A 15109-nucleotide genomic window follows, 5' to 3' on the forward strand; every position below is an offset into this window, starting at 1 on the left:
TTTACAGCCCCCTTTCGCGCTGCGCAATCCGCCGTTGTTCGAGAATGATCTTATCGTCTTCGTCGAGCGCGGCGTCCTCTTCGGGAACAGGGTAGTCGTTGTTGAAACAGGCATAGCACATGTGATCCGGATTGAGTGCCGGAACGCATTGCCGTAGCCCTTCAATCGAAATAAAATGCAGCGAATCTGCCCCGATAAAGGCACGGATCTCCTCCACCGTCTTCGTCGCCGAGATGAGCTCCTTGCGCACGGACGTGTCGATACCGTAGTAGCAGGGATCCGTAATCGGCGGGCTGCTGATGCAGACATGGATCTCCCGGGCACCCGCATTTCGAAGGAGCCGTACGATCTTCCCGCTCGTCGTCCCGCGTACGATCGAGTCGTCGACCATAATGACGGATTTGCCCGCAACGACGGAACGTACGGGACTCAGTTTGAGCTTTACGGCGGCGTCGCGCTGCTGCTGCGTCGGCTGGATGAACGTACGCGCGATATAGCGGTTCTTGATCAGTCCCTCGGCGAACGGAATCCCCGCCTCATAGGCAAAGCCCGTCGCAGCAGTCGTCCCGGAGTCCGGCACGGAGATCACGACGTCCCCGCGGAACCCCGACTCACGGGCAAGCACTCTTCCCATCTCAAAACGCGCCGCATGGACACTCTGCCCGTCGATGACGGAGTCCGGACGCGCAAAATAGATATATTCAAAAATACAGGTGGCAACGTCCTCTCCGTTGGAGAACCGGAACGAACGCACGTCTTCCCCATCGATGACGACCATCTCGCCGGGCGCAATATCGCGCACAAAATCCGCGCCGCTGACCTCAAGGGCGCACGTCTCGGAGGCCAGCACCCAGCTCCCCTCGGGCGTACGCCCGAGGCACAAGGGGCGGAAGCCCTGCGGATCGCGGACGCCGATGAGCTTATTCTCCGTCATGATGGTGAGGCAGAACGCGCCCCGCACCGTTTTTACAGCCTCTAGGATGCGGTCTTCTATCGTCCGACACTGCGAGCGCGCGATGAGATGAACGAAGACTTCGGAGTCGATCGTCGTCTGAAAAACCGTCCCCTTGTCCTCGAGTTCACGTCGAATGATCGCGGCATTCGTCAGATCCCCGTTATGGGCAAGCGCAAGCGCCCCGCCCGCATAGTTGACGCGGAGGGGCTGCGCATTGGCGGCGAGGCTGAACCCCGTCGTCGCGTAACGGACATGTCCGATGGCGATCTTGGCATTGTCAAGATGCGGAAGCTGCTCGCGGAACACTTCGCTGACGAGGCCCATGCCTTTTTTGACATCGATCCAAGAACCGTCGGTGAGCGCTATGCCCGCACTTTCCTGTCCTCTATGCTGGAGCGCAAAAAGACCGAGATATGTCATCTCCGAGACCGATTCCGTCCGGGAATAGACCCCGTAGATGCCGCACTCTTCCTTCCATTTCGGCTCTTTTTCGTACATTACTCTTATGCTTCTCCCGTCAGCCTGTGAAGCATTTCTTTATAGGCGTCCTCCACGTTGCCGAGATCGCGGCGGAAACGGTCCTTGTCGAGTTTTTCTTTGGTATCGCTGTCCCAAAAACGGCAGTTATCCGGCGAGATTTCGTCCGCAAGGATAATCTTGCCCGCCGCGTCTTTACCGAACTCGAGTTTAAAGTCAATGAGGTCGACGCGTTTCGTCTTAAGAAACTTCGTCAAAATATCGTCGACCTTGAGCGATACGCGCTCAATCTCGTCGAGTTCCGCGTCCGTCGCGATCTTCATCGCGCGGATATGGTAGCGGTTGAGCATCGGGTCGCCGAGATCATCGTTTTTATAGCAGTATTCAATGACGGGGAACGGCATGGGAACGCCTTCCGCAAGGCCGAGCCGCTGTGCAAGCGAACCGGCGGCCACGTTGCGGACGATCACTTCAAGCGGGATCATCGTCAGCTTCTTAACGAGCATCTCGCGCGCGCTCGGCATAGAGACGTAGTGATGCGCAACGCCCTCCTTTCCAAGCAGGTCGAAAAAGAACGCCGTCATCTTATTGTTCATGACGCCTTTCCCCGCGATGGTTCCCTTCTTCGCGCCGTTTCCTGCCGTCGCGTCATCCTTATAGTAGACGAGATATTCGTCCGGGCGATCCGTCGCATAGATAATCTTTGCCTTGCCCTCATAAAGAGCTTCTTTCCGCTCCATTACAGCCTGCCTTTCATCATGCCATTCGCCATACGCCGCAGCCCGTCAATTTTAGAGCTGTGCCACGACGCGCGCCGCTTTTGCCTCAATGTCCAGAACCATCTTTTCTCGATAGTCCATCAATGCCTTTGCAATCGCGGCGTCATGTACCGCGAGAATCTCCGCGGCAAATATCGCGGCGTTCTTTGCGCCGTTGACCGCCATCGACGCCACGGGTACGCCGGAGGGCATCTGCACAGTACTGAGCAGCGCGTCCATGCCGTTCAGCGGCGTCGCGTTCACGGGAATGCCGATGACGGGCTTAATCGTATAACTCGCCACAACGCCCGCGAGATGCGCCGCCGCCCCCGCCGCAATAATGAATGCCGCGAACTCCTTCTTGTGGTCGGCTTCCAGGACAAAATCACGAACAAGCGACGGCGTCCGATGCGCCGAGGCAACCTTCACCACCGGCTCAATACCGAACTGCTTCAAAAGCTCGACGGCCGGCTTCAGGATCGGCCAGTCGGAATCGCTTCCCATCAGTACTGCAACCTTCATTTTACCATCTCCTTAGGCTCTATGATAACGAGATTTTTCCGGCATGTCAATAGAATGCAAAAAGGACTGCCGGCAATGCGGCAGTCCTCGGAGATGGTCTTAATGTTCGTCGGCGGTATCGTGAAGCGGCTCGCCGAAGACGAGCGTATCGATGAGATCGATGAGCTGGTTGATCTCCGGTTTGGAAACCTGGCCGGAAGCGCCGAGGCTGTCCCCCTTGCGCCTCATCTCTTCGCTGATGAGAGAGGAGAAGAGCACGAGCGGAACCTCGCCGAGACGGTTGTCCTCGCGCACGAGCTTGAGCAGACGGTGCCCGTCCATCTTCGGCATCTCGATATCGGAGATGATGATGCGCACATGGTTCTCGATGGGGCCGTTCTTGCGGGCAAGATCCTGCAGATAGTCCCATGCGTCCTGACCGTTGCCGAAGTCGCGGATAAATTTATATCCCGCTTCATGCAGCGTGGAGACCAAGAGGTCGCGGAGCAGCTTCGAGTCCTCGGCGACGACGACATGCGCCGTGCCGCGCTTGGATTTTGCGCCTTGGTTTGCCTCGGTAACCGTCGTGAGCTTCTGATTGATCTCGGGATTGATCTCGGCGATGATCGTCTCGAAGTCGAGCAGGAGGACGATGCGGTCCTCCATCTTGATGATGCCGACGACACGCGAGCCCTCGCCGACGTTCGGCGCCGGCTCCATGTTCTTCCACGAAATGCGGTGAATGCGGTAGACGCTCCCGACAAGGAAACCGATATCGTAGTTGTTGATCTCGGTAACGATGATGTTCTGAAGTTCGTCCTCCGTTTGGAGATTGAGGCAGCGCGCCATGTTCACCAGCGGAATCGCCTTGCCGCGCAGGGTGAACAGGCCGTCCACATAGGGATGCGCCTCCGGCATTGCGGTAACCGGCGCACGCGTGATGACCTCCCGCACTTTGGCGACGTTGATGCCGTAGTTCACCTTCCCTATGCTGAACTCGACAATCTCAAATTCGTTCGTCCCTGTCTCAAGCAGGATACCTTTTTTTTCTTCCGTAACCGTATCTGCCATTTATTTCTCTCCCCCATACCTGTAAACATTGTTTGCTAAAGTTTCTATTCGCCCTTTGGAAAAAAATTCCTCCCCGTCTCATAAAATTTTCTAAGAATTTTTCTTCCCATCGGATAAATAGGTCCATCCGTCCCGCTGCGTGATGCGGCCTTCCTTCAGCAAGCGTCCCAATGCGCGTTTAAATGCGGCCTTGCTGATGTGAAAGCGGTCGCGGATCACCTCGGGCGAGGTCGCGTCGGTATAGGGCATCTTACCGTCGTGCGCCTTGAGCAGCGCAAATATCGCGTCCGCATCCTCCGACTGCGCGATTTCTTTCGGCGGGCGCAGCGACGCGTTTAGCCTGCCGTCCTCGCGGAGATAAGTTACGCGGACCGTGAGCCGCTCGCCGACACGCGGCCGCCGGGAGATCTCCTTATGATCGATAAACGCGATGTGGCGCTCATCAGTGAATACGAATGCGCCGCGGTCGGTGATATTGTAAACGGACCCCGTCAGTTGATCTCCGACACGTACGCCCTCCGCGGGCCGGGAAGCGCGGCGCAGTTCGTCTTCAACCTCCATGGTTACGGCGAGACGACCGGATTTATCCGTATAGAGTTTCGCCCAGACCGTTTCTCCGATTTTCGGCCTCCCGCGCATACCGGCATAAGGCAGAAAGATGCCGCGTTCCGCCCCGACGTCGAGGAACGCCCCCTCCTTCGTCACATTGATCACGCGCAGGCGCGCGACCTGTCCCTCCGCCATCTGCGGCGTACGCATACTTGCGGTGAGACGCCGCTTTGGATCGAGATAAAGAAATACGCGGACGCGGTCGCCGACCTTCACAGGCGCCGTCTGCTGCAAGATATGCAGCAGGATATCGTCGTTCGTATTCCCCGTCTCCGCATCGAGAAACAGCCCCTGTTCGCTTTCGCGCACGGCGCGCAGCTCGGCCACTTGGCTCGGTCCGTACCGCTTGCGTCGCGGCGGGCGTACGGCGCATTTTCCCGTTTCGTCCTGCATGAACGTCTATTCCTCGTACGGCGTCAGCTGCGCGTCGCCCCACAGCCGTTCGAGCGCGTAGTACTCCCGCGCTTCCTGCTGAAAAATATGCGCGACCGTATCGCCGTAGTCCAGCAGTACCCACTCGCCTTCGCGATATCCTTCTTTATGGAGGAAGGAGACGCCCGCTTCTTCCAGTTTTTCCTCAATATTGTCTACGATCGCACGCACCTGCGTCGCGGTGTTTGCGGAGCAAATGACGAAATAATCGTTGGTCGACATCAGTCCCCGCATGTCCATCGTCACGATGTCGCGCGCCTTCTTTTCATCGGCCGCCCTGCAGATCGCGCGGCATTTTTCCTGCTCGGTCAAATTCATTCCTCCTACTGATTTGCCCCTGCCGCCTCTTCCGGCGGGAAAAGTTCCCGTATGACGGCATCCGTCGCAGCACGGTCCATGATCCACACGGTATCGTCGTCCCGGGAGAAATTCCCCGGCAGCATAATGGTGCGCGGCGGTTCCGCGCTTAGTTTCCGAATAACATTGCCGATATGCATGGAGTCAAAGAGCTCTGCGCTCGTCGTAACATCCCGCTTCAAAATATCGGCAATCTCCGGAATTTTAGGCAGCGTGTCCACGCGCAGCAGCTTAGCATAGAACGCTTTGACAAATTTCTGCTGCCGCTGCGTACGCCCGAGATCGCCGAGATCCCCGCTGCGGTAGCGCAGATAATGCTCCGCCCCGACGCCGTCAAGATGGCGGTACCCCTGCCGCATATGGATGGCAAGACCGGATTCCGGATCGTCATAGTCCATATCCTGCTCGACATAGAGATCAATACCGCCGACGGCATCCACGATCCGCGCAAAGGTATCGAGATCGATCACAACGTACTGATGAATAGAGATATCAAACATCCGGTTGATCGTCCGCACCATGAGCGGCGCCCCGCCTACGGCATAGACGTTGGAAAGCCGCGTTTCCCCCTTATCCTGCGCCATCTGCACCCATGTGTCGCGCGGAATATTGAGCAGGCGCACCTTCCCCGTTGCATTTTCAAGACTAACCAGCAGAATCGCATCCGCGCGCTTTTCCGCCGTATTGTCCGCATTCACCGCATCATCAAGGCCGAGCACGAGGACGTTCGTATAGCCGTCGAAACGCACGTCCACCGCGCCGCGGTTCTCCTCCTGACGGACAAGATACGCCTCGTACATATCTCGTATGTCACGGTATGCCTGAACGCCCCATCCGATCAAATAATAGCCCGCGACCGTAACGCCGATGAGGAGCGCCATTGTAAAGATCAGGCGGAAGAACCCGCGGAAAAACGCCAAGCGGCGGCGCCGTCTGCGCTGACTGCGCCGTCTCTCTATATTCTCACGCGAGCTTTCGCGCGCCAACTGCGCCGCAAGTTCCTCCGCATCATATTCCGACATTACTTCGTCCTCTCCCCCGGCGTCATAAAGCAAAACGCTACCGCTTCCCCAAAATCAGCTCGTTTCGCGCGGCAATCGTATCCGGATGAAGGAGGCCTCCCTTCTGTATAACGAACCGAACGGACTCCGTCAGCCCGGCCAGCACCATCTCGTCGAGCGAGGCCGTACGTGCGAGTTCACGCAGTTTTTCCACCTCGGGATAAGCTCTTGACGGCTCGATCATATCCGCAAAATAAACGATCTTATCAAGCGCGGTCATATTCTCCCCGCCGACCGTATGCCGCCAAACGGCTTGGGCGACGACCGCGTCGTCGACGCCGTAGACCTCATAGATGAGGTATGCGCCGACATAGGCGTGCAGCAGCAGCGGCATCGCAGCCTCGATCTTCCCGACGGGGATCCCGCGCCGCCGCGCCTCCGCCGGAAGCTGCGCCGTCTCATACGCACGCGCGCAGTCGTGCAGGAGCCCCGCAACGCGCGCCCGCTCCTCATTCATGCCGAAGCGCCGTGCGAGCGCGGCGGCCGTGTCCGCCACACCGAGCGAATGTCGGTAGCGGCCGGGGCTGAGCCGCTGCTCCAAAATCGCCCGCATTTCGTCATAGCTCTTCGTGATGGGCACGGTAAAGCCCCCTCTCCTCAATATAAGTTTCCACAACGCGCGGCACAAGATAACGGACGGAGTGTCCCGCGCGGATCTGCGCCCGGATCGCCGTCGACGATATCTCCAGATGCGGCGTCGGTACCGTATGGATATGACTGCGCTCGGCGGGCGTAAACTTCTCCGCGAGCAGAGATTCGTCCAGCGGAACGCCCTGGCGCGTCGCGACGATAAACGCACACGACTGCAGGAGGCGCTCCGGCTCATGCCATAGATAGAGATCATTCATCGCGTCCGCCCCGATGATGAAGAAGAGTTCCGCCGTTCCAAGCTGCGCGTGCAGCGCCGCAATCGTATCGACCGTATAGGAGGGGCCCTCTCTATGCAGTTCGATATCCGACACGGAGAAAAACGGATTGTTTTCCACGGCGCGCCGTACCATACGGATCCGATCTTCGGGCGGCGCGGCATGTTCTCTGTTCTTATGCGGCGGATGTGCGGCGGGAATAAAGATCACCTCGTCGAGCTGCGCGGACACGCGCACCATTTCGGCAGTAATCAGATGTCCCATATGGATGGGGTCGAACGTTCCGCCCATAATACCGATGCGTCTGCTCATATCGTCTCACCTCACACCGGAGAGAATTATCAGCACAAGCGCCGTAATGAATATGAAGAAGGCTCCTGCGCGGAGATAATCCAAGGTATCATGACGCCCCTTCGGCGATGAAAGATACTGCCGCAGTGTGCGCAGCCATCCGATGACGGTTCTCATATCAAGGCGTATCCACGAGACTTCGCACCTGGCCGTCCCCATAGACGAGATACTTGGTGCTCGTCAGGGCATCGAGCCCCATCGGGCCGCGCACATGGAGCTTCTGTGTGCTGATGCCAATCTCGGCGCCGAAGCCGAACTCAAATCCGTCTGTAAAACGCGTTGAGGCATTGACGTACACCGTCGACGCATCGACCGCATGCTGGAAGCGATGTGCCGTACGGATATCGTTCGTAACGATCGTCTCCGAATGCCCCGTGTTATAGCGATTGATATGCGCGATTGCCGCGTCAACATCCGGAACAATACGAATCGAAAGGATGAGGTCGCCGTATTCCGTCTCCCAGTCCTCCTCCGCGGCGGGAAGGGCATCAGACAAAATCGCAAGCGTGCGGGCGCAGCCGCGCAGCTCGACGCCGTCCGCACGAAGCGCCGCGGCGAGACGCGGCAGAAATGCCGCCGCAATCTCCTCATGCACCAGCAGCGTCTCCGCGGCATTGCAGACCGAGGGACGCGAGACCTTCGCGTCGCGCACAATACGGCGCGCCATCGTAAAGTCCGCCGCGCGATCCACATAAACGTGACAGACCCCCGCCCCTGTCTCAATGACAGGCACCGTACTTGACTCCACAACACGGCGAATCAGCCCCGCACCGCCGCGCGGGATAATCACATCGAGCAGCCCCGTCAGATGCGTCATCACGTCAACGGCGGCACGCTCCTTCATCGCAAGCAGCTGCACAGTGCCGTGCGGAACCCCCGCCGCATATGCGGCACGCGCGAGTACATCCGCGACGGCACAATTCGAACGCAGCGCATCGGAGCCGCCGCGCAGGACGACGGCATTGCCGGATTTCAGACAGAGCCCGACGGCATCGGACGTCACATTCGGACGCGCCTCATAGACGATGCCGACCACACCGAGCGGAACACGCAGGCGCCGTATCTCGAGCCCGTTGGGACGGCGCACGGAGTAATCCTCACGCCCGAGCGGGTCGGGCAGCGCCGCGGTGAGGCGCAGCCCCTGCGCCATCCCCGCAACGCGCGCTTCATCGAGCCGCAGGCGGTCCAAATAGGCGGGCTGCATCCCTGCCGCTGCGGCATCCTCCATATCGGCCGCATTCTCCCGCAGAATCATCTCGGTCTGTGCCGTCAGCGCATCGGCCATCGCGTGCAGCGCCTCATTCCGAATGCCTAATGGGAGCGCTGCCAGCGCATCAGAGGCAGCCTTTGCCGCCTCTGCCTGCGCGCGGATTTCCTGCTCGATCGTCATAGCCGCTCCTTATACCATCAGCACCATATTATCCCGATGAATGATCTCCTCATGCACCGCATCCTGTACGAGCGCCGGGAACTCTGCCGCGCGGTGCCCCATCAGCCGCGCAATATCCGCTGCATCGTAGGCGACAATGCCGCGCGCAGTCTCTCTCCCGTCGGGGTCAAGCACACGCACCGTCTCGCCGGCAGAGAATGCGCCGCAAACTTCCGTCACGCCGACCGCAAGGAGGCTCGCTCCGCTCCGCATCGCCGCAAGGCAGCCCGCATCCACGCGCAGTTCGCCCGCCAGATGCTTGCCAAACGCCAGCCAGCTCTTGCGCGTGCGCAGATGTGCCTCGCGTGCCGGAAACACCGTGCCAATCTTCTCGCCGCGCAGAATCCCGCGAATCACACCGTCCTCGTCGCCGCGGGCAATAATCATCGTCGCGCCGGCATTTTGGGCAATCTTCGCCGCCTCAATTTTCGTCTGCATGCCGCCCGTGCCCTGCACTGAGCCCGCACCGCCCGCCATCTGCTCAATCGCAGGCGTAATCTCCGGAATCTCGTCAATGAGCTCCGCTGCGGCATCTGTCCGCGGATTCGCCGTATAGACGCCGTCGATATCCGAGAGGATGATGAGCGCATCCGCGTCGACGAGCGCCGCAACGACGGCTGAGAGCGTATCGTTGTCGCCAATTTTGATTTCGTCCACGGCGACGGCGTCGTTCTCATTGATGACGGGAACCGCCCCCATCGAGAGCAGCTCCAAGAGCGCGCGGCGCGCGTGCATGTACTGGTGGTGCCGCGCGGCGTTCTCCTTCGTGAGCAGCACCTGCGCCATCGGGCGCCCGTACTCGTGAAAAAACTTCTCGTAGATATGCAGCAGCGCCCCCTGTCCGATGGCGGCGAGCGCCTGCCGTGCAGGCAGACGCTGCGGGCGCTCCTTCATACCGAGCGAAGACATGCCCGCCGCAATCGCACCGGAGGTGACAAGCAGCATATCCTTGCCCCGGTTCGCCTCATCGATGAGTTCGCGGACGAGGTGTTCGATGCGGCGCAGGTTCATGCCGCCCGCGGGGTGCGTCAACGTGCTTGTCCCCACCTTGACGACAATGCGCTTCGCGTCGCGCAGGCGCGCACGCGTATTCACAGTTCAATCCTCGGATGATCAAAGTTTCGACGGAACAGCAGTCCGTTCCTGCCGATGACCTGCACAAGATTCGCATCCGCGCGCTCGGCGAGAACGGTAATCGCGTCCACCGGCGTATCGGGCGCATTTTGCAGGACGCGCACCTTGATGAGCTCGCGTTTCTTGATTGCCTCGCGTGCGGATGCAACGACGGCGGGGCTCACGCCCTCTTTGCCAATCATGACGACGGCATCCTCCGTCATGCCGAGGGAGCGCAGTTTGCGAATCTGTTTACCGGTCAGCGAATTGCGCAGCAAATTGTTTTCCTCCGTTAGTCCTGATAATCGAACGACATATCGCCGATATGAACGGTCATGCCCTCTTTGATGCCGCGCGCGCGCAGCTTCTCATCGAGCCCCTTGAGGCGCCAAATATACTGAAAGCGCCGCACCGCCTCATCGTTGTTGAAATTCGTCATCGCGACGAGCTTTTCAATCGCCTTGCCCGAGACGATGAAGTCCCCCGCATCGTTGCGTGAAATGGTGACTTTCTCGTCATCCTCCGCATTTTGGTCGTAAACGACAACCTCTTCTTCCTCCGTCTCGGGCGCCGGAACATAGGCATCCAGCCACGCCGCGACGCGGTCGATGAGCGTCTGCACGCCCGCGCGCGTCGCGGCGGAGATCTCGAAGAATTCGAGTCCTTCCTGCGCAGCGAGTTCGCGCAGCCGCGGCAGATGCTCTGCTGCGGAGGGCAGGTCGATTTTATTCGCAACGAGCATCTGCATACGCCGCGCGATCTTTTCGCTGTAGCGCGCCAGCTCCGCGTTAATCTTATGGTAGTCCTCGACGGGGTCGCGGCCTTCGATGCCCGAGGCATCGACGATGTGCAGAATGAGACGCGTACGCTCCACATGGCGCAGAAAATCGTGTCCAAGGCCAACGCCGTCCGCCGCGCCCTCAATGAGCCCCGGGATGTCCGCCATGACGAAACTCTTCTCATAATCCGTCTGCACGACGCCGAGCACGGGCGTAATCGTCGTAAAGTGATAGTCCGCAATCTCCGGCCGTGCCGCAGAGCACGCGGCGACAAGGCTGGATTTCCCGACGCTCGGATAGCCGACAAGCCCCACATCCGCGAGCAGTTTCAGCTCGAGGACAAGTTTACGGCTCTCTCCCGGCTCGCCGAACTCCGCGAATGTCGGCGCGCGGTTCGCCGCATTCGCGAACTTCGCGTTGCCGCGTCCGCCGCGTCCGCCGCGTACGATGACCGCCTCCGTATCGATCTCGGCGAGATCGGCAAGCACCTCGCCTGTCGTCTCGTCCGTCACAATCGTGCCGGGCGGAACATCGACATAGAGCGGCGGCGCATTTTTCCCATACTGATTTTTATACTCGCCGTTCTCGCCGTTCTTCGCCGTGAATTTCCGGTGAAACCGGAACGAGAGGAGCGTATTCAGATTGCGGTCGGCACGAAAGATCACGTCTCCGCCGCGGCCGCCGTCGCCGCCCGACGGTCCGCCCTTGGGCATGAACTTCTCACGGCGGAACGCCGATTTCCCGTGTCCGCCGTCGCCCGCCTTCGCCGTGATATGCGCGCGGTCTATAAACTGCATACGTCCCCCTATAGAAAAGAGCCTGCACCCCTAGGTACAGGCATCCGCATATTAGAGCAAATTAAACAGCGGCCTCCGCAAGCGGATACACACTGATCTGACGCTGATGGCGCCCCTTGCGCTCAAAAGCGACCTTGCCGTCAATCTTCGCAAAGATCGTGTCGTCCTTGCCGATGCCGACATTGTGTCCCGGATGGAAATGCGTGCCGCGCTGACGAACGATAATACTGCCCGCCGTCACATGCGTACCGGCCTGCTCCTTCACGCCGAGACGCTTGGAATGGCTGTCACGGCCGTTGCGTGTCGAACTGACGCCCTTCTTATGGGCAAAAAGCTGTAAATCAAACGAGAACAATATGTTCACCCCCTAATTTCGTAAATTTCTATGCCCTTTGGACTGATCTTTTCGATCTCGCGCAGCCCCATATACATGGTGCGCAGGATCGCCTCTGTGCATGCATCCGGCGGCCCGTTGAGCCGCATATTGAGATTCCCGCTCGCTATGTCATAGGTGACGGCGCGATGCAGATGCTCCATGATGCCAAGGAGAGCGGCTTGGGTCAGTGCGGATACGCCGGCGCAGACAATATCCTGTCCGTGCGCCGCCGTTCCGCTGTGTCCCGCAACGCGGCTCCCCGTAATCAGCCCTGCCTGATTGGTAAAGATATCGACTGTAATCACAAAGATTACGCCTCGATCTTCTCGATGACAACCTTTGTAAACGGCTGACGATGACCCTGACGCTTGCGGTAGTTGGACTTGGCCTTGTACTTGAAGACCAAAATCTTCTTGCCCTTGCCGTGCGCCATCACCTTGCCGGTCACCTTCGCCCCGTCCACCGTCGGACGGCCGACCTTAACGTCGCCGCCGTTAACGACGGTCAGAACCTCGTCAAAAACGACGGCTTCGCCTTCGCCTGCCTCGAGCTTTTCCACATAAATGGTATCGCCCTCTGCGACCTTGTACTGCTTGCCGCCCGTCTTTACGATTGCGTACATGAAAACACCTCCCTATATCGTTACTCGCCGGCTGCGGTTCGGAAGTTCCGATTTGAGACCTCGCCGCGCGGTTGGGAACGGGCATGCGCCCGAACATGCAGGAATACCTACGTCAAAGGATATTACCACACTCTCTATGTGCTGTCAATAGCGATGCTACTGTAATCTGTCGCCTTCCCCGTTCAATCCTTGCCCTGCACAATATACTTCGCGGAAAAGCGTGCAAGGATATCCAAGGTATGGTTCCTCTCATACGCAGAGATGCGTCGTATCGTTCATCAGCGTGATCGCTGCGAATCCGTCGTCCTCAAAGCGGATGCGGTTGACCGCCGTGTTGAACTGGGACACGTGCCAGATAGAACGCACGGGCATGGAGAGAATGTCGGCAAACAGAATGCGGATGGACGCCCCATGCGATATGAGCACCACGCGTTTTCCTTTATTTTCGGCCGCAATCGTACGGACGCGTCCCGCGACGCGGCGGCGGAATTCCTGGAAGTTTTCTATCCCCGGAATATCAATAGACTCCGGATCTCTGTAAAACATCTTCATCATATCCGGCGTTTCCTCGTTGATTTCGCTGAAATACCGCCCTTCCCACGCGCCGAAGTTCAGTTCTCTGAGCGCCGTGTCCCGCTCCACCGTGAGACCGAACCGCGCGGCAAGCGGCTGCGCCGTCTCCACCGCGCGTATGAGGTCGCTCGCATAGATTTTATCGACCGCATCAATCGCAAGATTCTGCCCGAGCAGCTCCGCCTGTCGTCGTCCTTCCTGGGAGAGCGGAACATCCGAATGGCCCTGAAACCGCCCCGTAATATTCCACTCCGTCTCCCCGTGACGAATGATGATAATTTCCGTCATTTCCCGGTCCCCTTCATCGTTTAAGCTCTAATCTCGCAGACAATGCCGCCCGAAATGAGGCGTGCCGTCTGCATGTACGCATAGCGCCCCGCAAACGCCTCCGCAATCTGCCGCGTCCGCCGCGCCACATCCGCAGCGGGCATATCCGATGTCCAAAGGACGCCGACGACCGTACCGCTGTGCGCGACGTTGACGCCGAGGGCTCCTTTTTCTTTGGCAAGCGCGATAAAATCATCCAAGCCCTCTTTGGGAAGATGCTCCTGATTCATGCACGCGCTCGCCGTCGCCGCCCGGCCGAGGAGAATTTCCTGCCGGTCCCCCTCCGTCCGGAAGGCTCTGTCCACCGTATTGAGGAGCTGCCGATATGTCTCATCTTGATTCCCGCCGCCGCGCTTGCTCTGGTAATAGGCGATCGTGTCCACTTCTCCGCCCACGTCGAAAATGGAAATGCTAATGAGCGGCACGTTGCGGTACTGACCGAAGAGCTCCCCCGTTGTGTGGCTGACATAGGAAAGCCCTTCAAAGGCGATGCCGTCGCTCGGCTCAATCGCAATCGCAATGTCCATGAGCTCGCACGCCGTCAGTTCCCGTCCGAAGGCACGAGCCGCGGCATAGGCGCATGCCGTAATATCCGCACTGGAGGATGCCATGCCCTTGCCCTGCGGCACTTCCGATTCGAGGCGCATCCCCCACGGCAGCGTTTCCTTGCCGATGAGTGCAAGAGCCCGCATAACCGCCTCCTGCGCCTTCGCCCCGAGACCATGCGTCCCCGTGAACGCGTCGGACACGGTCGCGGTCGCGTACACGCTGATAGGCGCGGTCACGAGAAACGGCGTCCCTGCAAGAGAGCCTTCGATCAATTCACCGCACGATGCGGGGGCTTTCACAATGATTTCCATAATGGCTCCAATCCTAAACACATCGTCTGCAGCGACAGAGAGACGAGATGCTGCTGCGTCGATATCACGGAAAATACCAGCAGCACAATCGTCTCCGTGAGTACGGTCGCGGCGCCGTAAACGTCGCCCGTCACGCCGCCGAGCTGCCCCGTGATAAATCGGCAAAACAGAATCGCAAACGCTACGCCCGCCGCGAGCGCAATCCATGCCCCTATGCCGAACGGCAAAACAACCAGCACGGTCGTCACTACGGCAATGAGCAGGGTTCGGCCGTCCGCCATATCCGCAAAGATTTTCCCCAGTCCGTCTTCGCGCGCATAGGGGAAACATGCAATAGAAAGCACCATAGCGAACCGCCCAATCACAGGCATCACGAAGACCGCCGGAACAATCAGCAGAGGGAACATATCGGCAAGCAGCGCATACTGAACGAACATCATCGAGACGACGGTTACCACGCCGAACGCCCCGACGCGGCTGTCCTTCATAATCTCAAGTTTCCGCGCCCGCTCGCGCCCCGAGAATACGCCGTCCGCCGTATCCATCAGCCCGTCGGCATGGAGCCCGCCCGTTAAGATGAGCGGCAGGAGCATGAGCAGAACGCTCGCGAGCGTATGCGCGCCGATAAAATAGAGCAACACATAGGCGACAGCCGCATAACATAAGCCAAGCCCCAATCCGACCAGCGGGAAAAAGCGCGTACTGCGCCCGAAGTCCTCCGCCGTCCATGCCGTCTGCCGCACAAGGCGAATCCGCGTGAGGAATTGAAGTCCGATCAAAAAGGAATGCATAAAG

The 15109-nt window shown here is 59.1% G+C and carries 19 protein-coding genes; all 19 read right to left on the bottom strand.

What is annotated here, in order from left to right; all coding sequences use genetic code 11:
* Position 1 precedes the first annotated feature (1 nt).
* Positions 2–1453, bottom strand: a complete 1452-nt coding sequence (gene purF, locus HMPREF9161_RS02075) for an amidophosphoribosyltransferase (RefSeq protein ID WP_009728021.1) — start codon at positions 1451–1453, stop codon at positions 2–4.
* Positions 1454–1458: 5 nt separating this feature from the next.
* Positions 1459–2172: a phosphoribosylaminoimidazolesuccinocarboxamide synthase gene (gene purC, locus HMPREF9161_RS02080; RefSeq protein ID WP_009728022.1), complete on the bottom strand. Its 714-nt coding sequence runs from the start codon at positions 2170–2172 to the stop codon at positions 1459–1461.
* A gap of 51 nt (positions 2173–2223) precedes the next feature.
* Positions 2224–2712 (bottom strand): 5-(carboxyamino)imidazole ribonucleotide mutase, encoded by a 489-nt coding sequence (purE, locus tag HMPREF9161_RS02085; RefSeq protein WP_009728023.1) that lies wholly within the window; start codon positions 2710–2712, stop codon positions 2224–2226.
* A 99-nt stretch (positions 2713–2811) separates the two neighbouring features.
* A complete protein-coding gene (locus HMPREF9161_RS02090; protein ID WP_009728024.1) occupies positions 2812–3762 on the bottom strand; it encodes a chemotaxis protein in 951 nt (316 codons plus the stop codon).
* A 90-nt stretch (positions 3763–3852) separates the two neighbouring features.
* On the bottom strand, positions 3853–4764 hold the full coding sequence (locus HMPREF9161_RS02095; protein WP_009728025.1) for a S1 RNA-binding domain-containing protein: 912 nt from the start codon (positions 4762–4764) through the stop codon (positions 3853–3855).
* A gap of 6 nt (positions 4765–4770) precedes the next feature.
* Positions 4771–5115, bottom strand: a complete 345-nt coding sequence (rsfS, locus tag HMPREF9161_RS02100; protein ID WP_009728026.1) for a ribosome silencing factor — start codon at positions 5113–5115, stop codon at positions 4771–4773.
* Between the two features lie 11 nt (positions 5116–5126).
* Positions 5127–6182, bottom strand: a complete 1056-nt coding sequence (locus HMPREF9161_RS02105; protein ID WP_009728027.1) for an LCP family protein — start codon at positions 6180–6182, stop codon at positions 5127–5129.
* 37 nt (positions 6183–6219) lie between these two features.
* Entirely contained in the window at positions 6220–6795 is a 576-nt protein-coding gene (gene yqeK, locus HMPREF9161_RS02110; protein ID WP_037348760.1) for a bis(5'-nucleosyl)-tetraphosphatase (symmetrical) YqeK, read from the bottom strand.
* Complete coding sequence (nadD, locus tag HMPREF9161_RS02115) at positions 6779–7399, bottom strand: nicotinate-nucleotide adenylyltransferase (RefSeq protein ID WP_009728029.1); 621 nt, start codon at positions 7397–7399, stop codon at positions 6779–6781. The genes yqeK and nadD overlap by 17 nt, the downstream gene beginning before the upstream one ends.
* Before the next feature lie 157 nt (positions 7400–7556).
* The gene (locus HMPREF9161_RS02120) at positions 7557–8828 is read right to left on the bottom strand and encodes a glutamate-5-semialdehyde dehydrogenase (RefSeq protein ID WP_009728030.1); all 1272 of its coding nucleotides are present in this window, start codon (positions 8826–8828) and stop codon (positions 7557–7559) included.
* Positions 8829–8837: 9 nt separating this feature from the next.
* Positions 8838–9962 (bottom strand): glutamate 5-kinase, encoded by a 1125-nt coding sequence (gene proB, locus HMPREF9161_RS02125; RefSeq protein ID WP_009728031.1) that lies wholly within the window; start codon positions 9960–9962, stop codon positions 8838–8840.
* Positions 9959–10258, bottom strand: coding sequence for a YhbY family RNA-binding protein (locus HMPREF9161_RS02130; RefSeq protein WP_009728032.1), 300 nt, complete (start codon positions 10256–10258; stop codon positions 9959–9961). Before HMPREF9161_RS02130 ends, proB begins: the two co-directional genes overlap by 4 nt.
* Before the next feature lie 14 nt (positions 10259–10272).
* Positions 10273–11556 (bottom strand): GTPase ObgE, encoded by a 1284-nt coding sequence (gene obgE / locus HMPREF9161_RS02135; protein WP_009728033.1) that lies wholly within the window; start codon positions 11554–11556, stop codon positions 10273–10275.
* 61 nt (positions 11557–11617) lie between these two features.
* Positions 11618–11920, bottom strand: a complete 303-nt coding sequence (gene rpmA / locus HMPREF9161_RS02140) for a 50S ribosomal protein L27 (RefSeq protein WP_037348542.1) — start codon at positions 11918–11920, stop codon at positions 11618–11620.
* Positions 11917–12237, bottom strand: coding sequence for a ribosomal-processing cysteine protease Prp (locus tag HMPREF9161_RS02145; RefSeq protein WP_009728035.1), 321 nt, complete (start codon positions 12235–12237; stop codon positions 11917–11919). Before HMPREF9161_RS02145 ends, rpmA begins: the two co-directional genes overlap by 4 nt.
* A gap of 5 nt (positions 12238–12242) precedes the next feature.
* Complete coding sequence (gene rplU, locus HMPREF9161_RS02150; RefSeq protein WP_009728036.1) at positions 12243–12554, bottom strand: 50S ribosomal protein L21; 312 nt, start codon at positions 12552–12554, stop codon at positions 12243–12245.
* 249 nt (positions 12555–12803) lie between these two features.
* The gene (locus tag HMPREF9161_RS02155; protein ID WP_009728037.1) at positions 12804–13415 is read right to left on the bottom strand and encodes a histidine phosphatase family protein; all 612 of its coding nucleotides are present in this window, start codon (positions 13413–13415) and stop codon (positions 12804–12806) included.
* A gap of 20 nt (positions 13416–13435) precedes the next feature.
* A complete protein-coding gene (locus tag HMPREF9161_RS02160; protein ID WP_009728038.1) occupies positions 13436–14314 on the bottom strand; it encodes a hypothetical protein in 879 nt (292 codons plus the stop codon).
* Positions 14299–15105: an adenosylcobinamide-GDP ribazoletransferase gene (cobS, locus tag HMPREF9161_RS02165; RefSeq protein WP_009728039.1), complete on the bottom strand. Its 807-nt coding sequence runs from the start codon at positions 15103–15105 to the stop codon at positions 14299–14301. The genes HMPREF9161_RS02160 and cobS overlap by 16 nt, the downstream gene beginning before the upstream one ends.
* Positions 15106–15109: the final 4 nt, after the last annotated feature.

The organism is Selenomonas sp. F0473, from assembly GCF_000315545.1.
Classification (GTDB): Bacteria; Bacillota; Negativicutes; order Selenomonadales; family Selenomonadaceae; genus Centipeda.